This is a genomic window from uncultured Roseovarius sp. (assembly GCF_947489715.1).
Taxonomy (GTDB): Bacteria; Pseudomonadota; Alphaproteobacteria; order Rhodobacterales; family Rhodobacteraceae; genus Roseovarius.
Genome location: NZ_CANLER010000003.1, coordinates 293,632 through 314,877, shown reverse-complemented (window position 1 = coordinate 314,877; position 21,246 = coordinate 293,632). Strand labels below are relative to the sequence as shown.

Below are 21,246 nucleotides of genomic sequence, written 5' to 3'. Positions count from 1 at the left end.
CCACAACCACCTAGCCACAAGCCCCTTGTGCAATCAATTTTCCTGCGACAGCATTAGAAAATCTAATAGTATTACCTTCAAGGATACGCCCATGTCGCTGCGCCCTCCCACTGACAGCAATCTGGTTAAAGCCATCGAAGTGTTTGTGGCAGTCGTGGAAACCGGGCAGTTGACGGCTGCGGCGCAATTGCTGGGCATCACGCAATCCGCCGCCTCGCAGCAAATCGCCACGTTAGAGCGGCTTTTTGAGGCAAAGCTGCTGGATCGAACTGTGCGCCCCGTTCAGTTGACGCAAGCAGGTGGATTGCTCCATCGGCATGCCGTCGAAATTCTGAACGCGGTCGAAGATCTGTCGACAAATATGCGTCATAGCGGCCCCAATCCGATTAGCGTTTTACGCATTGGTGTACTGGCGTCGATCGCAACAACTTTGACACCTACCTTGGTCGCGCTGGCTCAAAGTGAATACCGAGTTCAGGACGTATCGCTTTGGGCGGGTCTCAGCGGCGACCACGAAGCGTTGTTGCGCACAAAACGCGCCGATATCGTGATAACTTCGGATCCGTTTTACGATATGGATGGGTTGGAGCGTCACCCGGTCCTGCAAGAGCGCTACTTGCTAGTGTTTCCGGTTGATTACGATGGCCCCCGTAACGATTTGCCCACCATACTGGAGCGTATGCCCCTGGTGCGCTTTGCCGATTCAACCAGTGTCGGCCGACAAATAGAACAGCATATGCGCCGACTGAAATTGCGTGCGCCACGCGTTATCCAGGCAGATAGGTCCAGCATGGTCACGGCGTGCGTGGCCAGCGGCATGGGGGTAACTTTTCTGACACCAAGCTTGCTGATTGATGGCGTAGCCGAACAAATGCCGTTGGATGTACGGCCGATGCCCGTGGCCGGGATGACACGAACGATTACCGTACTTGCGCGAGAAAATGAACTTGGATCTCTACCCGCTGAAATAGCATCGCTTGCACAGCGCGTACTGACCGAAAAAATCAGGGATTGCATCGGCACGGTGGGACAAGAGGCTATCACGCCAAGCTTGCAGCAGACCGATAAGTGACGCTTGACAGAATCATGATCGCAGCGCAGCGTCGCTAACGAATGGAAACGAAAGATCGCAAAATGGCCCCAAAGGTCCAAGATCACCGCGACGGTCGTCGCGCACAAGGGTTTGCACTGGTCATCTAGATCCGTGGCATAGAGATTGCGCCGACATGGCGCGCCCGACTTGATCCTTTCCAATTTACCCGGAACTTCTGAATGGCACAAAAGCTCCAATTGCGCGCTGCGGTCGATATCGGCGGCACCTTTACAGATACGGTTCTGATGACCCAATCGGGTGAGGTCGTAGCCACTTGCAAGACACCTACCACCCCCGAAAATCCGACACTTGGTGCGTTGGAAGGGGTTAAGCGTGCGTTGAGCGATGCGGGCGCAAAGTTCGACCAAATTGTAGGTTTCATTCACGGGACTACTTTGGCCACCAACGCCTTGATCGAACGTCAGGGCGCACGAGTTGCAACAATCACCAACGAGGGCTTCCGCGACATTCTCGAAATCGCATATGAGCGGCGCTACAGCCAGTATGATATCAATATCGAGAAGCCCGACCTGATTGTGCCACGCGCCCGAGCCTTTACCATCCGGGGCCGTATGGATGCCAATGGCAAAGAACTCACGCCTTTGGACTATGACGCTATCCCGAAGCTGGTGGAAGAACTGCGTGCCTGTAAAGCCGAGGCTGTCGCAATCTGCCTGATGCATTCCTATGCTAACACGGCGCATGAAGAAGCCCTGCGCGAAAAGCTTATTGCCGCACTGCCGGGTGTCGCGATCTCGATCTCATCACAGGTTAGTCCAGAGGCGCGCGAATTCGACCGTCTCTGCACCACCATTGCCAATGCTTACATTCAACCTCTTATGGCGCGATATCTGGTGGATTTTGCGGAGGAGTTCAGCGCTCACGGCCTGACCTGTCCGGTGCTGATGATGACAGCCGGAGGGGGGATGACGACGCTTGCAACCGCAGCGCAGTTGCCAATCCGTCTGGTCGAATCCGGTCCGGCTGGTGGAGCTATTCTGGCCGCAAGGATTGCCGAGACGGCAGGGCTGGGTCAGGTTCTTTCTTTTGATATGGGTGGCACCACGGCCAAGCTTTGCCTGATTGACGAATTCCGCCCTCAAAGTGCCCGCAGGTTCGAAATTGCCCGGGCCGAACGGTTTATCAAGGGATCCGGAATGCCGGTACGTATCCCGGTATTGGAGATGATTGAGATTGGTGCCGGAGGCGGATCCATTGCCAGTGTTGACCGTTTGGGCCGCTTACAGGTTGGCCCGCAAAGCGCTGGCAGTGAACCTGGCCCGGCAGCTTTCGGCAAAGGGGGTAGTCAGGCTACCGTAACCGATGCGGATATTGCTCAGGGGTTGATCGAGCCCGCCAGCTTTGCCGAGGGTCGATTGGCCATCGACATGGATGCGGCACTGAACGCGATACAAGAAACCGTCGGCAATGCGTTGGAGCTTGACACCGATGCAGCCGCCGCGGGTATCTCGGAAATTGTTGATGAGAGCATGGCAGGCGCGGGGCGCATGCATGCGGTGGAGTCAGGCAAGGATCTTGGCGCACGCACGATGATTGCCTTCGGTGGCAATGGTCCCCTGCACGCTACCCGGGTAGCCCGGCGTGCTGGTGTCAGCCGTATCCTCGTGCCGCGAGATCCGGGTGTCGGCTCGGCAGTCGGGTTCCTGCATGCCGCCGTCTCGTTCGAGATCGTGCGCAGCCGCTATGCCACACTGGAAACGCTTGATGTGGAGGAACTGAACGATTTCATTACCAAAATGATCTTGGAGGCGACCGAGGTTGTTCGCGCTGGTAGCCTTGACATCAAGCTGAAATGCACAAGAATTGCCTATATGCGCTATCACGGTCAGGGGCATGAAATCGAAATACCCCTGCCAGATCGTCTGCTAACGTCTGATGATATACATACTCTGCGTATCGCGTTCGAGGAGGAGTATTCACGACAATTCACCCGGTCAGTGCCAGGAATGGTGATCGAAATCCTCAACTGGTCGATCCGTGTGGGGACGCAGGTGAATACGCCGAGTGCTGCGCCCGCGCCCGATCAGGCAACCCTAGCCACATTCCAGCGACAGCAACGAATTCTATGCGAAGTGACGGGAAAACGCCGTATCGCGGATGTTTATGACCGCCCCTCGTTGATGTCAGGCAATTACTTGATTGGTCCCGCGCTGATCGTCGAACCTCAGACCACCACCTATGTCAGCGCTGATTTCACCGCCATGGTCGATGGCGACGAAAATATCATCCTGACACGATCAGAGGGCACACCATGACAACAATCTCCAAAACCCGCCTGCAAGTGATGTGGAACCGTCTTCTGGCCGTTGTCGAAGAACAGGGTCAGGCGCTGATCCGTGCTGCCTTCAGCCCGATTGTACGTGAAAGCGGTGACATCTCTGCGGGTATTTTCGACATACGTGGTCGTATGTTGGCGCAAGCTGTCACAGGTACGCCGGGCCACATCAATACGATGGCGGAAGCGGTGAAACACCTGCGTGACCGGTTTCCGGTACAGGACATGAAACAAGGTGACATCTATATGACCAATGATCCCTGGCTAGCGTCGGGGCATCTGAACGATTTTTTGCTGATGCAGCCTGTTTTTTTCAAGGATCGCGTGGTCGGTTTCACCTCCTGCACATCGCATTTGGCCGATCTGGGTGGCAAGGGAATGGGGCCTGAAGGCTCGGATGTCTTTGATGAAGGTTTGATGGTCCCACCCTGCAAACTGGTTGATGCGGGCGAGGTAAACGCCTTTCTGATGGAGATCGTTCGGGTCAATTCCCGCGAACCCATTGCCAACGAAGGCGACATCTATGCGCTGATCGCGTGTTGTGAAACCGGCGCAAAGCGGCTGGCCGAGATGATGGAAGAATTCGCTATCGACGATCTGGATCAACTGTCCGACTACATCATCGAAACATCGTACAGCGGTACCGTACAGGCGATCGCAGAGGTGCCCAATGGGACCTACCGCAACACATTGATGGTTGATGGATATGACAAACCGATCAAGCTGGCAGCGACGTTGACGGTGGCAGACGATCATATTGTGCTTGATTTTGATGGCACATCGGGCTGTTCCGACAAAGGCATCAACGTGCCCCTGAACTATGCTACGGCCTATTCCGTCTTTGCTCTTCGTTGTATCATCGGCCCGGATATTCCGAACAACGCGGGATCATTGGAACCTTTCCGGGTCATCGGCCCACCGGGTTGTATCCTGAACGCACAGCACCCGGTTCCTGTCGCCATGCGCCATTCGCTTGGGCAAATGACGCCCGATTTGGTCTATGGCTGTCTAACGCAAGCCCTTCCCGATCAAGTGCCTGCCGAAGGGGCATCCTGCCTTTATGACGTGCCCCTCAGACATACGCCCGAAGCAGCCCGTGACGGGGGAACGCTATTCGCGCTGGAACTGGTTTATAATGGTGGAACCGGCGCCCGGCCAACGCGTGATGGGCTGTCTGCGACGGCTTTTCCGAGCGGTGTCTGGGGTAGTCAGGTTGAGCCGACCGAAGCAACCGCCCCCATCCTGATTACCCGGCGAGAACTTTTGCCCGATAGCGGTGGGGCAGGCACCTATCGTGGAGGATTGGGCCAATATATCGCTATGCAATCTGCTACGAATGAGGATTTCCTGGCGTTCCTTTCGGTCGAACGCGTTCGGTTTGCAGCGGCCGGCCGGCAAGGCGGTGGGGCTGGTCGGCTTGGCAGACTGCGTATTGGTGAAAAAGGGCCTGACTTGCCCAGCAAAGGCGAATTCCGCATCCCCGCAGGCAAAACTCTAATCATGGAAACACCCGGTGGTGGTGGTCTTGGGCCGCCCGAGGCGCGGGACCCAACAGCGGTTGAACGCGACCTGAACGATGGTTTGATCAGTCGTGACGCTGCAAAGAAAGATTATGGGGTCCAGAAAGGGGAGATGCCATGATCCTGCCAAATCCTCATGTCGCGGCAATGGATGCTTATGCCCTGGCAGATTTGTCAGCGCCACCGGGAAAACCTCTGATCGCGCTCTGCCAGAATGAAAGCCTCAGACCGGCAAGTCCGAATGTTGCCGACGCCGCGGCGAAGGCCATTCGAGATCAACAGCTTTATCCAGACCCAAACTGGACCGCGCTGCGCGAGGAAGTTGCTTCGGTACATGACATTGATGCAAGCTCGATTCTTTGCGGGAACGGGTCGTTGGACTTGATCGGCTGTCTCGCTCGCGCATATCTGAAAACAGGGGATGCGGCCGTTGCTCCCGCTCATGCCTACCCGTTTTTCCGCACGGCCACGCTTGCCACTGGTGCGCGGTTCGACATCGCGCCCGAACGTGATTTGACTGTCGATGTCGATGCATTGATCGGCGCTGTCACCTCAAAGACGCGGATGGTGTTCGTCGCCAATCCGGGTAATCCCACGGGCACTCGGATACCGCGCGCAGATCTTGTGCGGCTACGAAATACCCTTGCCGACGATGTGATGCTGGTGATCGATGAGGCATATGGTGAATTTGCCGATCATCTGAATGAACCTTATTTTGATTTGGTAAATCGCGGCAACACGGTCGTTTTACGCACGTTTTCCAAAGCGTATGGTCTGGCTGGCGCGCGCGTCGGATGGGGATTATTTCCTCCTGCCATAGCTGGTGAGGTGCGAAAACTTTTGAACCCCAACAACGTCAGCGCTGTGTCACAGGTTTCGGCCTTGGCTGCTCTTGGGGATCAGGCCTATCTGCGGGAAACCTGCGCGATGACAGCTACCCTTCGTGAAACACTATCTACCCAAATTGGCGCGCTTGGATTGGAAGTCGCGCACAGTTTCACCAATTTTGCGTTGATCAGATTTGGATCTTTACATGCGGCGCAAAGCGCCGACCGGTTCCTTCGGGCAGAAGGTGTATTTCTGCGCCCTCAGGGTGGGGCCGGACTTCCGGATTGCCTGCGCGCGACCATCGGTGTTGCGGATGAAATGGCGCTTACTGTCCGGCTTTTGAAGAATTGGATGAAAAGCGAGGGATTAGCATGACAAATCGTGGCACGGCCCGCATCGGCATATTGGTCCCCTTTACCAATACCAATCTGGAGCAAGACATGATGATGCTGGCTCCCGCCGGCGCGTCACTGCATTTTACCCGGATTGGTGGATATGACGAAGATGAGATCCCCGATGAAGATCAAATGGAGGGTCTTGGCGCGGCCAATATAGAGGAACCTCTGCACCTGCTTCAGGGCGCTCGCCCGGATGTTATCCTCTATGGTTGCACCTCGGCCACCTTGGCACATGGTCCGTCCTTTGATCGCGAACTTGCCACGAAAATCAAATCTCATAGCGGTGTCCAAACTGTCACCGCGGCAGGGGGCCTGGTGGCTGCGCTTAGGTCACTTCAAGTTAGTCGCATCGGTTTCGCTTCTCCTTATGTGGCCGCTCTCAACGATCGTGCGATTGGGTTTCTGGCGGACGAAGGATTTGAAACCGTGTCCCGCGCTGCAATTGGCGAGGCATTGGGCAATGATGAGCAGGGTGCACTGGCACCCGATGCGGTCTTTGAACTGGGCCGTCGTGCGAATAGCCCCGACGCGCAAGCAATCGTGCTGTCCTGCACGGATATGCGTAGTGTCGAGGTGATCGACCAGCTGGAGCAGTCCTTGGGGAAACCGGTCGTGACCTCCAATCAGGCAATGATGTTTCAAACGCTCCGAATGCTCGGGATCAGCGATGTGCCATCGGGGTTTGGTCAGCTTTTTGACAAGGTCGCGCCATGACCACTACCCGATCAAATCTGAACCAGTTTGACGCGATTGCCGATTTCGTCCTGAACCCTGATCTGGTGGTGCCCGAAGCGGCGTTGAAATTCGCCTCGACATTGCTGATTGACACTCTTGGTGTCGCCGCCGGAGCGGTACGGTTGGAGGTTGCAAAGATTGCGCGGGAATTTGCCACGGATTTCCACGCCGCCAGAGCACCGGAATATGCCGCACCGATGCTGTTCGATGGCCGCCGTGTCAGTCTGCCCGGTGCAGCGTGGGCGGCGGCAACCCAGATTGACAATCTTGATGGGCATGACGGCTATAACCCAACTAAGGGCCATATCGGTGTGGCAGTCGTGCCTGCATTGTTGTGTTTTGCCGAACGTCATCCCGATCTGACCGGGCGCGAGGCGTTGACCGCCTTGGCAATGTCCTACGAAGTCGCAGCGCGGGCAGGGCAATCGTTGCACGCGACTGTCAGCGATTATCACACCTCTGGCGCGTGGAATGCTTTGGGCGTGGCCGCGCTTGGGTGCCGACTCGAAGGGCTGGATGCGGGCGTGCTCAGGCAAGCGCTTGGTATTGCTGAGTACCACGGCCCTCGCAGTCAGATGATGCGTGAAATTGACAACCCTACAATGCTGCATGACGGGTCGGGAATGGGCGCACTTGTGGGTTGCTCAGCCACCTTCATGGCGCAGCGCGGATTTCAGGGTGCTCCGGCGGTCACGATCGAAACCTGCGACGTGGCCCCGTTCTGGGCCGACCTTGGCCAGACATGGACTGTGGCGCTGAACTACATCAAACCTTATCCGGTCTGTCGCTGGGCCCACGGTGCGCTTGATGCCCTGCGTAAATTGATGATCGAAGAAAACGTGACTGCCGATCAGGTGCAGGCAATTCATGTGCGCACTTTTGCAGAATCCGCCCGATTGTTTGCCGAGATGCCCGAAACCACAAGCCAGGCGCAATATTCTTTGGGCTTTTCACTGGCAACTTTATTGGTTCATGGCCGCATCGGGCCGGAACATATCTCGGCTGATGGGCTGAACGATGCGCAGGTGTCGGCGCTTGTCCAAAGGATCACGGCGCAGGAAGATCCGCGTCACAGCGCCCGTTTTCCGCAGGGGCGTTGGTCGGATATCGCCGTGACCCTGACCAGTGGGCGCGTCCTGCATTCCGGTGATGCCAATGCCCGCGGAGGCCCCGAGGCCCCGATGGCTGATGCTGAGATTTTGGAAAAACTGCACCATATGGCAGGCGATGTGCTGCCTGTTGATCGGATTAATGCGATCTGGGCCATGCGCGATACCCTGCTTGATCCCGACAGCAAATTCGCCGACCTTGCAAAACTCGTCACAGCTGCTCCTTGAGGCCCCATGACCCGTATTTTGATCCATAACAGTGCAACCGAAGAGATGGCCGCACGTCTGGCCGATGCCGTACCAGAGGCCGAAATTGCCACTTGCAACAACTACCAGGACCTGCCCGCGCTGATGCGCGACTTCAAACCCGACGTTGCCTATTCTATCTGCTTCAAAGGACGCGCCGGATTTCCCCGGGATGCGCTGCTGGGGGTCGACGGGCCAAAATGGGTATCAGTCGGTGGCTCCGGCGTGGATCATCTGGCCAGTTGGGATCCCGATGTCGTGACTGTCACAAACTCTGCTGGTGTGGCGGCGCCGATGATGGCTGAATATGTCTTTGGTACGATCCTGCACTTCACGCTCGATATTCCGGGTTTGCGGGCGGATCAGGAGGAAAGTGAATGGCGTGCGTCGCGCCTGATGTCACCGCTTCAGGGAAAGACTATGCTGATTGTGGGCTTGGGTCATACTGGTCAGGCAGTTGCTGCGAGGGCAAAGGCCTTTGGCCTGCATGTCGTCGGAACGCGTGCGCGGCCGGAACCGATGGAGAATGTGGATGAAGTGCATGCCAGTGGTGACCTGCAAAACCTTTGGCACAAGGCAGATTTCATCGTTTTGTCGCTGCCGCTACTACCCACGACCCGGCATCTGGTCAATGCACGATCCTTTTCGGCAATGAAGCCCTCGGCCATCCTGGTCAACGTGTCACGCGGTGGCGTGTTGGATGATGCGGCGCTGATCAATGCGATGCGCACTGAAACAATTGCAGGTGCCGCGCTGGATGTTTTCGAGACTGAACCGCTGCCGTTTGATAATCATATATGGGGATTAGAAAACGTGATCGTTTCACCGCATTGTTCCGCCGTTTACGAGGAATGGGCAATGCAATCTTTTGAGCTTTTCCTGACCAACCTGGGCCGCTGGAAAGCCGGAGAAGCCCTGATCAATATTGTGAACCCCGAAAGGGGTTATTGAAGAGAAAAGGTATCAAAATGAAAGACCGGTTGCGCGGGGTGATCACTCCGGTCCTGACCCCCTATAACGATGATCTGGGTATCGCTATTGACCTTTACCTCGAGCACGCAGGTGGATGCCTGACGGCTGGGGCGCATTACCTGTCGCCTTTTGGTACGACGTCTGAGGCGCTGAGCAATGCGCCGCGCGAACGCATGGAGATGTTGGAGCTTTTGGTGTCATCCGGTACGGTGCGTGCGGATCAGTTGATGCCGGGTACAGGTATGAATTCATTGGAGGAAACCCTGATCTTGTCGCGCCATGCAGTTGAGATGGGCTGTGCCGGCGTGATGACCTTGCCGCCGTTTTTCTATGTTACAGCCAGTGATGAAGGTCTCTATCGGTACTTCAGTCAGTTGATTGAGGCGATAGCCTCGGACGCGCTGAAAATCTGCCTGTACCATATCCCGCAGAATACGGGTATTGGCATTTCGCCCACGCTGGCCGCCCGCCTCAATCAGGCCTTTCCCGAAATTGTTGTTGCCTACAAGGACAGTTCGGGTGATTGGGAAAACACCAAGGCGGTGATCGAGACCGCGCCGGGCATTTCGGTCTTCCCGGGATCCGAGAGTTTTCTGATTGACGGTATGAAGATTGGCGGCGGCGGCTGTATCTCGGCGAGTTGCAATTCCAATGTTGCCGCGATTCGCGCAATGTTTGACCAGGCAGCCTTGGCCCAATGGGATGCGGCTGAAGCGATGCTGCCAAGGATCAAGCAACACCGACTGGCTATTCAGCAAGGCGGGTTGATCCCGGCCTTGAAAGCGCTGAAGGCGTATCAGACAGGTGACGCGCGCTGGCTTAACCTGCGCCCACCCTTGGAAAATGCGGACCCTAATCTGGGACCGGAGGTGGCTAAGACACTGACCTGATGGTGTTATCGGAAATTATAGGCTGTCAGATTGAGTGCGCTGGCGCGCACGCCTGATCTCTCGTCGCGGGCCTCCGGCCTTCTCCTCGGGCTTGGCGCGTGCCGATATATCCGGGCTATTCGCGCCCCCAGTTTTCAGACTGCATCTCGCGCAGGCGGCTGGCAGTGCGTTCGAATTCGAAGGTGCCTTCGCCCTCGACATAAAGATATTCGGGGGCGGCAGCAGCGGTGCAGATTAGCCGTACCTTGGCTTCGTAGAGCGCGTCGATCAGTGTGACGAACCGCTTGGCTTCGTTGAAGTTCGAGCGGCTGAGTTGGGGAATGTTTTCGAGCACCAGTACGCGGGCAGCTTCAGCCAGAGCCAGGTAATCCGCCGGGCCCAGCATCTTGCCGCAGAGATCATAGAAAGAGGCGCGGGCGACGCCATTATGGAAACCGGGCAATTCCACTTCGCGCTTGTTGACATGCAGCGTCAGAGGTGCGCTTTCGCCGTCTGTAAGGTCATCCCAGACAGCGCGGATTTGCGCGCGGTTTTCTTCATTGACGGGGGTGAAATAGGTGGGGTTTCCTGCCAGTTTATCCTGACGGTAATCGGTCGGACTGACCATTTCGTGCACCACCATTTTTTCCTTCACCAGATCAATGAAAGGCAGGAAAAGTTGACGATTCAGCCCATCTTTGTAGAGGGCATCGGGTATCCGGTTCGACGTTGTCACTATCACCACGCCCGCCGCGAATAACGCCTCAAAAAGCCGCCCAACAATCATCGCATCGGTGATGTCGGTGATCTGCATTTCGTCAAAGGCCAGCAGGCGCACGGATTGCGCAACCTCTTTGGCGACCGGCGCCAGCGCATCCTGTTCGCCGCGTCCGCGGGCGGCGTGCATGCCGCGGTGGATTTCCTGCATGAACGCGTGAAAATGGACGCGCCGGTTGGGCAGGTCGAGCGTGTCGACGAACATGTCCATCAACATCGACTTGCCGCGCCCCACGCCGCCCCAGAGGTATAGACCCTTGGGCGGCTCAGCGGCTTTGCGGAACCAGCCTTTTTTCGGCGTTTCAGCCAGACCGGCGCGGATGCGTTCAAACTCTGGCATGACCGCCTCCTGGGCGGGATCAGGCGTCAGATCACCAGCGGCGACAAGGCGCGCGTATTTTTCGGGCAGCGTTTCCATCCACCCGGAATATCGCGGCAAGAGCTTTATGAAAAGTGCGAACAATTCTTGATGGCGAATATCACAAGTGCTGAATTGACCATCTTGCGAAGGACCATAGACTGCATTTTCGCGCGATGGAGTGACCCAATGGCAAAGCCCACCCCGATTTTCACACCGCTTCTGATTGCCGGGTGCATTATCATGTTGATTTCATTCGCTATCCGCTCGTCCTTTGGGGTTTTTCAGATTCCGATTGCCGAGGAGTTCGGCTGGCTACGCAGTGAATTCAGCCTGGCCATTGCAATCCAAAACCTGGCCTGGGGGATCGGGCAGCCGATCTTTGGCGCGATTGCCGAGAAAGTCGGTGACAGAAAAGCGATCATTCTGGGCGCGATCCTATATGCGCTGGGCCTGGTCCTGTCGTCATTTTCGGTCACCCCGGAAGCGCATCAACTACTTGAAATATTTGTTGGATTTGGCATTGCAGGTTCCGGCTTCGGGGTGATCCTTGCGGTCGTAGGACGGGCCAGCAGCGATGAAAATCGGTCTATGAGCCTTGCGATTGCGGCGGCAGCGGGATCGGGCGGGCAGGTGGTTGGCCCGCCGGTGGCGGAATTCTTGTTGGGCTTTATGGGCTGGCAGACAGTCTTTCTTGTCTTTGCCGGTGCGATTCTGGCGGCGCTGATGGTGCTGCCGATGATGCGTGTCCCTGCACCAGCAAGCCGCGAAGAGCTTGAAGAGAGCATGGGCGAAATCCTGAAGAAGGCGTTTCGTGATCCGTCATACACGCTGATCTTTCTGGGTTTCTTCAGCTGTGGGTATCAACTGGCTTTTGTGACTGCACATTTCCCGGCTTTCGTGACCGAAGTTTGCGGTCCAATTGCGCCCGGAGGCCTGCTGCATGGCCTTGGCATTACCTCGACATCGGCGCTGGGCGCGATGGCTATCTCATTGATCGGACTGGCAAATATTGGAGGCACGCTGTTGGCAGGCTGGTTGGGGAAACGCTATTCCAAGAAATACCTGCTGGCAGGTATCTACACGTTGCGAACAATCTTTGCGGCAGTGTTCATTCTGGTGCCGATGACGCCCGCAACGGTGCTGATTTTCTCGGTTTGTATGGGGGCGACTTGGCTGGCGACGGTGCCTCTGACCAGCGGGCTGATCGCCCATATATATGGGCTTCGCTACATGGGCACGCTTTATGGGATCGTCTTTTTCAGCCATCAGCTGGGCAGTTTTCTGGGGGTTTGGCTGGGCGGTCAAATGTATGATATTTATGGCAATTATACGGTGGTCTGGTGGATCGGGGTGGGGGTTGGCGCGTTTAGCGCAATCGTCCATTTACCGGTGCGCGAACGGGCACTGAGCCCGGCGTGATCGGGCCTTCGTGGCGCAAGCCCTAGCACCGCAATTGTGTAAACTACGTACACAACGTACGCGCGTTACGTACGTTTTATGCCAAGCGCCAAATGCAGGTGTTTTTTGCCGATCAGCCGTAGAGCGCGCGGGCTTGCGAAAACGACAGCAGACGTTTGCTGTTTTCATCCCAAAGGTGCAGCCGGGCGCAGCTAAGGCTTTCGCGGATGGTCATGCGATTGCAGTTCTCAAGCTCGGTGTGATCGCGCAGCACTTCGGTCAGGCGATAGAACGGGATGCGGCTGTAGAGATGATGCACGTGGTGGATGCCGATATTGGCGCTGAACCATTGCAGCACCTTTGGCATCACGTAATGCGAGCTGCCGTGCAGGGCGGCGTCGTGCAATTGCCAGTCCTGATCCTGATCCCAATGGGTGTGTTCGAACTGGTGCTGCACATAAAAGAGCCACATGCCCGCGGTCGCCGCCAGCAGGGTGGTGGGCAGGAAGATCAGAAGGATCGGGGCGAAACCGCCGAAATACCAGATCACCGCCAGGGCAACGAAGATCGCAATGTTGGTGCCAAGCGCGCTGACCCAGTAGCGGACATTGTCCATCAACCCCAGTGGAATGCGGTTCTGCAACAAAAAGAGGTAGCCCGGCGCCAGACCGAACAGCGTCAGCGGATGGCGGTAGACACGGTATTGAAAGCGCTGGAACGGTGTCAGTGCGCGAAACTCCTCCACGGTATAGGTGTGGATATCGCCCATGCCGCGCCGTGCCAGGTTGCCCGAGCCGCTGTGATGCGCCGAATGGGTGCGCCGCCAGACATCATAGGGTGTCAGTGTCAGCACGCCGATAACACGCCCGACCCAATCGCTGACCTTGCGGTTGGCGAAAAACGCGCCGTGGCCACAATCATGCTGAATGGTGAAAAGCCGCAGCAGGAAGGCCGCGTTGAAGACCGAGATGCCGAAGGTCAGCCAGTAGCTGATCGAGAGCGAATACCAGGCCGCTGCCCAGAGCAGCAGGAACGGCACAAGACTGACACCGGTTTCGAACACGCTTCGAAGATGGTTCGGTTCGCGATAGTTGGCGAGGATCTTGACCCAATCGCGTGATGATTTTTCTACCGGGTGCGCGGGCGAGATCTCGGAATATTCTGTCATGTGCCTGTACGGTTATGGTTCTTGGCATCCCGGATAGACTACTTGACCGTCATAGCAAGAAGAAATTGTGCATTCGGCGCAGGGATAACAGCGGTTTGATGCGGCTGAGTGACGCTGGGTCAGCGCTGGCAGCGAATTCCAATGCCGGTATTAACGATTGCCGCGCGATCATCCGTCGCTTTCGGCGACCAGCGTGTCGATGAATTTCGAAAAGAGTTCGCCCTGCGAATTGATCCGCAGCTTGGCATAGACGTTGCGCCGGTGAATGCGCACCGTGCCGGGAGAGATTTCCAGCAAGCGCCCGACCGCATCGGCGGAATGTCCCTTGAGGGTAAATTCGACCACCTGGCGTTCCCGCGGGGTCAGGATGCCTTCGCCCAGATTCTGGAACGCGCGTTCGACGCTTTGGTTCAGCCCGGTCTCTGTTGTGGCCGTTGTCCCGTCACCGAAGCGCGCGGCCAGACCGTGCCAATGCCGTTGGCAGGCGGCTTGCACGATGGGCCAGATCCGGTGGAACTGGCGCATTTCCTTGGCGGAAAAGGCCTTTTTCTCGCGCATGAGGGAAACGACGACGATGGCGCTGTCGGGCATGGCGATGAAAAAGCCGATTTCCTCGGCCAGCCCGGTGCGCACGTAGTAGCTGCGAAAATATTCGCCCTGGAAAAACCGGTCCGGGGCCAGGTCGCGGATGCGATAAAGGCCCGAGGCAACCTGATGTTCGCAGGCCAGGTAGAACGGGTCCAGCAGGTAGGGGCCTTCCTGGTAATCCTCGACAAAGACCTTGCGTTTCTGTTTCGGAAAATCGTCAAAGAGATCCATCGGCCGGGCGGCGCCGTGATAGCCGAAGATGACGGTGTAATCATAGGGCGCGATTTCCTTGAGCAACTGTGACAGGGATTTGGGAAACCGGTCGGTGCCGATGGTTTCGATCACCGGGGCGGTCGCGTCGATCCAGTTTTCCATGCCGTTCAGCCCCCGTTACCCAAATTGATCTACTAAATTCGTGGTATATACAGCGAAAACAGATTTTCTTACAGTTTTTGCAAATTGGATAGTACTAACCCGATGGGAAAAAGATAGCCATAAATGGATAAAGTGGGATATGGCGGGGCATTGTCCAAGACAGGCCAGACGCCAATTGCAGAATTCAGAGCCGTGTCCAAACGGTTTGGCGATGTGGTTGCGGCCAGTGACCTGAACCTTGCCATTGCCGAAGGGGAATTCCTGTCATTCCTGGGGCCGTCGGGCTGTGGCAAGACCACCGCACTGCGCATGCTGGCGGGGTTTGAAGCACCCTCGGACGGGGAGGTTCTGCTGGACGGCGAGGTGGTCAACGGCATCGAGGCGCATCAGCGCCCGGTCAACATGGTGTTCCAGCATTACGCGCTTTTCCCGCATATGACGGTGGCGCAGAATATCGGCTACGGGCTGCGGCAGCGCCGGCCCCGGTTGCCCAAGGCGGAGATCGCGCAGAAGGTCGGCAAGGCGCTGGACATCGTGCGGCTGGACGGGTTTGCCGACCGCCGCATCTGGGAGATGTCGGGCGGGCAGCAACAGCGTGTGGCGTTGGCCCGCGCGATCGTCAACGAGCCCAAGCTTTTGTTGCTGGACGAGCCGATGGCGGCGCTGGACCGCAAGCTGCGCAAGGAAATGCAGATCGAGTTGCAGAACCTTCAGCGGCAGTTGGGCATTACCTTTGTGTTGGTGACCCACGATCAGGAAGAAGCCCTGTCGATGAGCGACCGCATCTGCATCATGCGTGATGGCCGGATCGTTCAAATCGGCAGCCCGCGCGAACTTTATGACCATCCGCAAAGCCGCTACGTGGCGGGCTTTGTCGGGTCGTCGAATTTCTTTGATGGCACGGTGGTGACGGCCAATGGCGTGTCGGCCTCGGTCCGGCTGGCGAATGGCGATGTACTGGAGGGTAGCATGGCCACCGACCTGCCCGTGGGGCATGGGGTCTGCATCAGCGTGCGCCCGGAACAGGTGGCGCTGGCCCGCGAGGGCGAGGGGCTGCCGGTGACCGTGCAGAACCGGATTTTCCTGGGCGAGCACACCGAATATCTGGTGAAACATCAGGAGCTTGGCGAGTTTCTGGCGTTATCCCCGCGACAAAGTGAATTAGCCGATGGCCCGTTTGAGACGGGTGACATCCTGCTGGCGTCCTGGGATGCCAGCGCCGCCCTTGTTCTTGAGCGGAATTGACAATGAAGGACCAAACCAACTGGGAGGAAAGTTATGACCAAGACACCTGACAACATCTCGAAAAAGAAATTCATGGAGGAATTCCGGCGCTACCAGAAAGGCTCGGTCACGCGGCGGCATTTCCTGAATGTTACCGGTCTGGGGGCGGCGAGCGCCGTTCTGGGCAGTGCCGTGCCGGGCCTTCGTCCCAGCCCGGCCTTTGCGGCGGGGGAGATTGGCGACCGGGTCATTCTGGCAACCTGGCCCAACTATCACGATCCGGCGAATTTCGATGCCTTCACCGAGGCGACCGGCGCGCATGTGCAGGTCAATGTCTTTGGTTCGAACGAGGAGATGCTGGCGAAGTTGCAGGCCGGTGGCAGCGGCTGGGACGTCTATGTGCCCACCAACTACACCATCACCACCTATGTCAGCGAAGACCTGATCGAGCCGTTGGATACCGCGCGGCTGCCGAATTACGACCCGTCCGCCTTTGACCCGCGTTATGCCGAGGCGGGCAGTGTTGATGGCACGCTTTACGCGGTGCCCAAGAACTGGGGCACCACCGGCTACGCGGTCAATACCAGCCATACCGACGGCAAGGCGATGACTTCGTGGAAAGATTTCTTCGACATGACGATGGACAGTTTTTCGGGCCGGACCATGGTGCATGACTATCAGCTGACCACCATCGGCAACGCGTTGAAATATTTCGGCTATTCGTTCAATTCGGTGGCCGAGAACGAGCTGGCGGATGCGGAAAAACTGCTGATCGACGCCAAGCCGCATCTCTTTGCCATCTCGTCGGATTACCAGCCGTCGATGCGCAATGGCGATGCCTGGATGACGATGTGCTGGACCGGGGATGGCAAGCAGCTGAACACCGACATGCCCGAGATCGCCTATGTGCTGGGGGTCGAGGGCGGCGAGCTGTGGTCGGACTATTACGCCATTCCCAAGGGGGCGCCGCATATGGATGCCGCCTATGCGTTGATCAACTTCCTGCTGGACCCGGAGGTGAACGCCAAGGAGGTGCTGGCGCATGGTTATCCATCGGCGGATGCGCATACCAACAAGCTGCTGCCCGAGGATTTGCTGAACGATCCGATCCTCTACCCGGCGGCGGATCTGCTGAACGCGCTGGAATTCGGCGCCGCCGTGACCTTGACCGACCCGAACCGTGCCGAGCTGATGGCGCGCTTCAAGTCGGCCTAAGACACCGAGCGAGGACATCGTGACGCGCCGCACCCGCACCTGGCTTTTGCTGATGCCCGCCGGAACCTGGTTTCTGGTGATGCTGCTGCTGCCGCTGACCGTCGTTCTTGTCTTCAGCTTTGGAGAGCGGGCACCCGCCGGGGGTGTGGTGCCCGCTTTCACCTTTGAACAATATGCCAATCTGCCGGCGCGCTGGACGGCGTTCAAGAACACGCTGACGCTGGCCCCGGTGGGCACGCTGGCAGCGCTGCTGATCGCCTATCCGCTGGCCTATTTCCTGGCGGTGAAGGTTGACCCGAAATGGAAGACGATCCTGCTGGTGCTGGTGATCGTGCCGTTCTGGACCTCGATCCTGATCCGCAGCTATGCGTGGATCTTCCTGCTGGGCGGGCGCGGATTGCCCGCGCTGCTGGATTGGATCGGGATCGAGGGCGTGCGCCTGATCAACACGCCCTTCGCGGTGCTGGTGGGCATCATATACGGCTACCTGCCGCTGATGGTGTTTCCGATCTTCGTCAGCCTTGACCGGCTGGACAAGCGCTTGCTGGAGGCCGCATCGGACCTTGGGGCGACGCGCTGGAACACTTTCCGGCAGATCACCCTGCCGCTGTCGATTCCGGGCATTGCCACCGGCTGCATGCTGGTCTTCATCCTGCTGATGGGCGAGTTTCTGATCCCCGCATTGCTGGGCGGCGGCAAGGTCTTCTTTGTCGGCAACGCGCTGGTCGATCTTTTCCTGCAATCGCGCAACTGGGCCTATGGATCCGCCGTGGCGGTGACGCTTGTGATCGTCATGCTGATCACCGTCACCATCTACATGCGCCTTATCAACCGTCTTGGCGCATCGCGCGAAGACGTGTCGATCATGTGAGGGCGCGCGATGCGGATGTATGCCACCTGCGTCTATCTCTTCCTCTATATCCCGATCGGGGTGATCGCACTTTTCAGTTTCAACGCCGGGCGTCACGCCAGCCAGCTTCAGGGGTTTTCAACCAAGTGGTACGGCAAGGCGCTGGGCAACCCCTTCGTGATGGACGCGTTGCAGACCAGTCTGCTGGTCGCCTTTACCTCGGCCCTGCTGGCAAGTCTTTTCGGCACCATGGCGGCGCTGGCATTGCAGGGCGTTCGGGGGCCGGTGCGCACCGTCTTCGACATGCTGATCTATGTGGCGGTGATGATCCCCGGTATCGTCATCGGCATCGCCACGCTGATTGGGCTGGTCACGCTTTTTGATCAGCTTAACCCGATGCTGGCCGCACTCTGGCCCGAGGGCGCGCAGGCACCAAGGCTGAGCATGGGGCTGGGATCGCTGATCGCGGCGCATACGATGTTCCTGATGGCGCTGGTCATTATCATCGTGCGCGCCCGGCTGGCGGGGATGGACCGGGCGCTGACCGAGGCATCCTCGGACCTATACGCCACGCCCTTCGGCACGTTCCGGCAGGTCACGCTGCCGATGATTTTTCCCGCCGTGCTGGCAGGGTTCCTGCTGAGTTTCACCTTCAGCTTTGACGATTTCATCATCGCCTTCTTTGTCGCCGGGTCGGAAACCACGTTGCCGATCTATGTATTCTCGTCGATCCGCCGGGGTGTGACGCCCGAGATCAACGCCATTGGCACGATGGTACTGGGGGTGTCGCTGATCCTGCTGGTGGCGGCACAGGTTCTGTTGCGCCGTGGCGAGAGGAAACCGAAATGAGCACAGTGGCCGCGCCAGAGCTTTCGACGCCATTATTGGAAGGCAAGGTTGCGCTGGTGACAGGTGCGGGGTCGGGCATCGGGCGGGCCGGGGCCATGACGATGGCGCGCCACGGCGCGCAGGTGGTGGTGACTGATCTGGACGGGGGCCGGGCCGATCAGGTGGTCGATGATCTGGCGGCGGAGGGGCTGCACGCCGCGGCGATGGGTCTGGATGTGACCGACGACGATGCCGTTGCGGCCTGTGTCGCGGATACCGTGGCCCGGTTCGGCCGGCTGGATGTGCTGCATTCGCATGCGGGCTATCAGGTCGAGGGAAATCTTGAGCAGGTGCCGGTTGACGGCATGGATCAGTCCTGGCGGCTGAATGTGCGGTCGCATTTCATCGCGGCGCGCGCCACGGTCGGGCAGATGCGGGCGCAGGGGGGTGGCAGTATCATCATCACCGCGTCGAATTCCGGCGTGCAGTTTGACCGCGAAATGATTGCCTATGCCACGACCAAACATGCGGTGATCGCGATGACCCGACAGATGGCGGCGGATTATGCCGGGGATAACATTCGTTTCAATACGCTGTGTCCGGGCTTTGTCGACACGCCGTTCAACGCCGGGTTCGAAAGCCAGATGGGCGGGCGCGCCGGGCTGGAACGCTATATCGCGGGCAGCATTCCGATGGGGCGCTGGGGCACCACGGACGAGATCGCCGGGTCGATCCTGTTTCTGGCCTCTGACATGTCCAGCTTCATGACCGGGCATGCACTGGTCGTGGATGGTGGCGAAAGCATCTGACGGTTGTCGCGGCGGTGATGCCGCCTAGCGTCTGATGGCGGCGCGCAGTTCCGACAGGCGGAAGGCGCCGATCAGCTGACCAAAGCCGAAATAGCTGAGGCTGCCCAGCACGATCAGCAGCAGGAGTGCGATCCAGCGCAGGCCCGGCACACCAAAGAGCGGCCCCAGCAGCATCCACAGCGCCCAGAGCACGCAGCCCATCAGGAAAGACGCCAGGATAATGCGCCAGAGCCGTTGTTTGAACCGGGCATCGAACCGGGCCACATCGCCAAAGCGCCGCGCGCCGCGCAAAAGCAGCCAGACCATGACCCAGCCCGCCACGGTGGTGGCAATCGCGGCGGCGATCCAGCCGATGGCATAGGCCAGGCCGATGGCCACGGCGGCGTTGATGACCATCGCCACCAGCGCATAGCGGAACGGGCTTTTGGTATCCTCGCGGGCAAAGAACAGCGGTTGCAGGATTTTCTGCAGCACGAAAGCCGGGAGGCCCAGACCATAGATCGCCACGGCCAGCGCGGTGGCGGCGGTGTCGTCGGTGCCAAAGGCGCCGCGTTCGAACAGGGTCGAGACCAGCGGTAGCGGGATCACCATCAGTGCCACCGCCGAGGGGATCGTCAGCACGAGTGAGATTTCGCCCGCCCGCGACAGGGCCTCGCGCGCGCCGGAGTGATCATCGACTTTCAGCCGGCGCGACAGGTCCGGCAGCAGCACGATGCCCACGGCGATGCCGACCACGCCCAGCGGTAGCTGGTACAGCCGGTCGGCGGCATAAAGCCAGCTGACCGCCTTGTCGTAATTCGACGCCACCAATTGCCCGACCAGCAGGTTGACCTGCATCACGCCGCCCGCCAGCGCGGCGGGGATGGCGATGCGCACCAGCTGTGCCATTTCGGGCGTCCAGCGGGGGCGGGTGGGACGAATGCGCAGCCCGGCCCGGTCAGCGGCGATCCAGACCAGCGCCAGTTGCGCGAGACCCGCGAAGGGGATGGTCCAGATCAGCGCGTCGGCGACGGCCCCGCCCCTGTACCACGCCAAGCTCATCGCGGTGACCAGCATCACGTTCAGCAGCACCGGCGCGGCGGCGGCGGCGGCAAAGCGGTTGGCGGCGTTCAGCACGCCCGAAAACAGCGCCGCCAGCGAGATGAAGAAGATATAGGGAAAGGTGATGCGGCCATATTCGACGGTGATGCCGAAACGTTCATCACCATAGAAGCCTTCGGCCGTGGCCCAGACCAGCGCGGGCATGAAGATCATCGCCAGCGCGGTCAGTACCAGCAGGATTGCACAAAGCCCGGACAGTGCCAGCCGGGCAAACCCGATCGGGTCCTCATCGGCCTCGAGCCGTTTGGAAAACATCGGCACGAAGGCGGCGTTGAATGCGCCTTCGGCAAAGAACCGGCGGAACATGTTGGGCAGGCGGAAGGCGGCGACATAGGCATCCATCAGCACGCCGGGCCCCAGCAGGTTGGCGATGATCACATCGCGCACAAACCCCAGCACGCGGCTGAGCAGGGTCCAGACCCCGACGGTCAGCACGCTGGAAATCAGGCGGATGGGTTGCATGAAGGGGCCTTGTGTCCGGAGGTG

General features: G+C 58.6%; 18 protein-coding genes. 14 read left to right on the top strand and 4 right to left on the bottom strand.

Annotation, left to right across the window (positions count from 1 at the left end):
- The first annotated feature begins 91 nt into the window (after positions 1-91).
- The 8 genes from Q1B27_RS11065 to Q1B27_RS11030 all read left to right on the top strand — a co-directional run bounded on the left by Q1B27_RS11065 (position 92) and on the right by Q1B27_RS11030 (position 10,087).
- Complete coding sequence (locus tag Q1B27_RS11065) at positions 92-1,072, top strand: LysR family transcriptional regulator (protein ID WP_299847432.1); 981 nt, start codon at positions 92-94, stop codon at positions 1,070-1,072.
- A gap of 200 nt (positions 1,073-1,272) precedes the next feature.
- Positions 1,273-3,369 carry a hydantoinase/oxoprolinase family protein gene (locus Q1B27_RS11060; RefSeq protein WP_299847430.1) on the top strand — a complete coding sequence of 699 codons (2,097 nt, stop codon included), beginning with the start codon at positions 1,273-1,275 and terminating at the stop codon, positions 3,367-3,369.
- Positions 3,366-5,030: a hydantoinase B/oxoprolinase family protein gene (locus Q1B27_RS11055; protein WP_299847428.1), complete on the top strand. Its 1,665-nt coding sequence runs from the start codon at positions 3,366-3,368 to the stop codon at positions 5,028-5,030. Before Q1B27_RS11060 ends, Q1B27_RS11055 begins: the two co-directional genes overlap by 4 nt.
- Positions 5,027-6,112, top strand: a complete 1,086-nt coding sequence (locus Q1B27_RS11050; RefSeq protein ID WP_299847426.1) for a histidinol-phosphate transaminase — start codon at positions 5,027-5,029, stop codon at positions 6,110-6,112. The genes Q1B27_RS11055 and Q1B27_RS11050 overlap by 4 nt, the downstream gene beginning before the upstream one ends.
- Positions 6,109-6,849, top strand: coding sequence for an Asp/Glu racemase (locus Q1B27_RS11045; protein WP_299847424.1), 741 nt, complete (start codon positions 6,109-6,111; stop codon positions 6,847-6,849). The genes Q1B27_RS11050 and Q1B27_RS11045 overlap by 4 nt, the downstream gene beginning before the upstream one ends.
- On the top strand, positions 6,846-8,207 hold the full coding sequence (locus Q1B27_RS11040) for an MmgE/PrpD family protein (RefSeq protein ID WP_299847422.1): 1,362 nt from the start codon (positions 6,846-6,848) through the stop codon (positions 8,205-8,207). The genes Q1B27_RS11045 and Q1B27_RS11040 overlap by 4 nt, the downstream gene beginning before the upstream one ends.
- A gap of 6 nt (positions 8,208-8,213) precedes the next feature.
- Positions 8,214-9,176, top strand: coding sequence for a D-2-hydroxyacid dehydrogenase (locus Q1B27_RS11035; RefSeq protein ID WP_299847420.1), 963 nt, complete (start codon positions 8,214-8,216; stop codon positions 9,174-9,176).
- A gap of 17 nt (positions 9,177-9,193) precedes the next feature.
- Positions 9,194-10,087 (top strand): dihydrodipicolinate synthase family protein, encoded by an 894-nt coding sequence (locus tag Q1B27_RS11030; RefSeq protein WP_299847418.1) that lies wholly within the window; start codon positions 9,194-9,196, stop codon positions 10,085-10,087.
- A 115-nt stretch (positions 10,088-10,202) separates the two neighbouring features.
- Here the strand turns inward: Q1B27_RS11030 and zapE are convergent, their stop codons facing one another.
- Complete coding sequence (zapE, locus tag Q1B27_RS11025; protein WP_299847416.1) at positions 10,203-11,261, bottom strand: cell division protein ZapE; 1,059 nt, start codon at positions 11,259-11,261, stop codon at positions 10,203-10,205.
- A gap of 129 nt (positions 11,262-11,390) precedes the next feature.
- On the opposite strand from zapE, the gene Q1B27_RS11020 reads away from it, so the two are divergent.
- Entirely contained in the window at positions 11,391-12,623 is a 1,233-nt protein-coding gene (locus Q1B27_RS11020) for an MFS transporter (RefSeq protein ID WP_299847414.1), read from the top strand.
- Between the two features lie 112 nt (positions 12,624-12,735).
- Here Q1B27_RS11020 and Q1B27_RS11015 read toward each other — a convergent pair whose 3' ends face one another.
- Together Q1B27_RS11015 and Q1B27_RS11010 are read right to left on the bottom strand one after the other, a co-directional pair.
- The gene (locus Q1B27_RS11015; protein WP_299847412.1) at positions 12,736-13,770 is read right to left on the bottom strand and encodes a fatty acid desaturase; all 1,035 of its coding nucleotides are present in this window, start codon (positions 13,768-13,770) and stop codon (positions 12,736-12,738) included.
- Between the two features lie 168 nt (positions 13,771-13,938).
- Complete coding sequence (locus Q1B27_RS11010) at positions 13,939-14,733, bottom strand: helix-turn-helix transcriptional regulator (RefSeq protein WP_299847410.1); 795 nt, start codon at positions 14,731-14,733, stop codon at positions 13,939-13,941.
- Positions 14,734-14,856: 123 nt separating this feature from the next.
- On the opposite strand from Q1B27_RS11010, the gene Q1B27_RS11005 reads away from it, so the two are divergent.
- The 5 genes from Q1B27_RS11005 to Q1B27_RS10985 are packed head-to-tail and all read left to right on the top strand — an operon-like array spanning position 14,857 to position 19,659.
- Positions 14,857-15,978 (top strand): ABC transporter ATP-binding protein, encoded by a 1,122-nt coding sequence (locus Q1B27_RS11005; RefSeq protein ID WP_299847408.1) that lies wholly within the window; start codon positions 14,857-14,859, stop codon positions 15,976-15,978.
- A gap of 33 nt (positions 15,979-16,011) precedes the next feature.
- A complete protein-coding gene (locus Q1B27_RS11000; protein ID WP_299847406.1) occupies positions 16,012-17,172 on the top strand; it encodes a spermidine/putrescine ABC transporter substrate-binding protein in 1,161 nt (386 codons plus the stop codon).
- Between the two features lie 52 nt (positions 17,173-17,224).
- The gene (locus tag Q1B27_RS10995) at positions 17,225-18,043 is read left to right on the top strand and encodes an ABC transporter permease (RefSeq protein ID WP_085800774.1); all 819 of its coding nucleotides are present in this window, start codon (positions 17,225-17,227) and stop codon (positions 18,041-18,043) included.
- A 9-nt stretch (positions 18,044-18,052) separates the two neighbouring features.
- Entirely contained in the window at positions 18,053-18,871 is an 819-nt protein-coding gene (locus Q1B27_RS10990) for an ABC transporter permease (protein ID WP_299847403.1), read from the top strand.
- Positions 18,868-19,659 (top strand): SDR family NAD(P)-dependent oxidoreductase, encoded by a 792-nt coding sequence (locus Q1B27_RS10985; RefSeq protein ID WP_299847401.1) that lies wholly within the window; start codon positions 18,868-18,870, stop codon positions 19,657-19,659. Before Q1B27_RS10990 ends, Q1B27_RS10985 begins: the two co-directional genes overlap by 4 nt.
- A gap of 24 nt (positions 19,660-19,683) precedes the next feature.
- On the opposite strand, the gene murJ is transcribed toward Q1B27_RS10985, so the two are convergent.
- Positions 19,684-21,222: a murein biosynthesis integral membrane protein MurJ gene (murJ, locus tag Q1B27_RS10980; RefSeq protein WP_299847399.1), complete on the bottom strand. Its 1,539-nt coding sequence runs from the start codon at positions 21,220-21,222 to the stop codon at positions 19,684-19,686.
- Between the last annotated feature and the right edge of the window lie 24 nt (positions 21,223-21,246).

Excerpts from the sequence above, each read along its gene's own strand:
- Q1B27_RS11065 (WP_299847432.1), top strand. The coding sequence starts at position 92 with ATGTCGCTGCGCCCTCCCACTGACAGCAATCTGGTTAAAGCCATCGAA.
- Q1B27_RS11060 (WP_299847430.1), top strand. The coding sequence starts at position 1,273 with ATGGCACAAAAGCTCCAATTGCGCGCTGCGGTCGATATCGGCGGCACC.
- Q1B27_RS11055 (WP_299847428.1), top strand. The coding sequence starts at position 3,366 with ATGACAACAATCTCCAAAACCCGCCTGCAAGTGATGTGGAACCGTCTT.
- Q1B27_RS11050 (WP_299847426.1), top strand. The coding sequence starts at position 5,027 with ATGATCCTGCCAAATCCTCATGTCGCGGCAATGGATGCTTATGCCCTG.
- Q1B27_RS11045 (WP_299847424.1), top strand. The coding sequence starts at position 6,109 with ATGACAAATCGTGGCACGGCCCGCATCGGCATATTGGTCCCCTTTACC.
- Q1B27_RS11040 (WP_299847422.1), top strand. The coding sequence starts at position 6,846 with ATGACCACTACCCGATCAAATCTGAACCAGTTTGACGCGATTGCCGAT.
- Q1B27_RS11035 (WP_299847420.1), top strand. The coding sequence starts at position 8,214 with ATGACCCGTATTTTGATCCATAACAGTGCAACCGAAGAGATGGCCGCA.
- Q1B27_RS11030 (WP_299847418.1), top strand. The coding sequence starts at position 9,194 with ATGAAAGACCGGTTGCGCGGGGTGATCACTCCGGTCCTGACCCCCTAT.
- zapE (WP_299847416.1), bottom strand. The coding sequence starts at position 11,261 with ATGGAAACGCTGCCCGAAAAATACGCGCGCCTTGTCGCCGCTGGTGAT.
- Q1B27_RS11020 (WP_299847414.1), top strand. The coding sequence starts at position 11,391 with ATGGCAAAGCCCACCCCGATTTTCACACCGCTTCTGATTGCCGGGTGC.
- Q1B27_RS11015 (WP_299847412.1), bottom strand. The coding sequence starts at position 13,770 with ATGACAGAATATTCCGAGATCTCGCCCGCGCACCCGGTAGAAAAATCA.
- Q1B27_RS11010 (WP_299847410.1), bottom strand. The coding sequence starts at position 14,733 with ATGGAAAACTGGATCGACGCGACCGCCCCGGTGATCGAAACCATCGGC.
- Q1B27_RS11005 (WP_299847408.1), top strand. The coding sequence starts at position 14,857 with ATGGATAAAGTGGGATATGGCGGGGCATTGTCCAAGACAGGCCAGACG.
- Q1B27_RS11000 (WP_299847406.1), top strand. The coding sequence starts at position 16,012 with ATGACCAAGACACCTGACAACATCTCGAAAAAGAAATTCATGGAGGAA.
- Q1B27_RS10995 (WP_085800774.1), top strand. The coding sequence starts at position 17,225 with ATGCCCGCCGGAACCTGGTTTCTGGTGATGCTGCTGCTGCCGCTGACC.
- Q1B27_RS10990 (WP_299847403.1), top strand. The coding sequence starts at position 18,053 with ATGCGGATGTATGCCACCTGCGTCTATCTCTTCCTCTATATCCCGATC.
- Q1B27_RS10985 (WP_299847401.1), top strand. The coding sequence starts at position 18,868 with ATGAGCACAGTGGCCGCGCCAGAGCTTTCGACGCCATTATTGGAAGGC.
- murJ (WP_299847399.1), bottom strand. The coding sequence starts at position 21,222 with ATGCAACCCATCCGCCTGATTTCCAGCGTGCTGACCGTCGGGGTCTGG.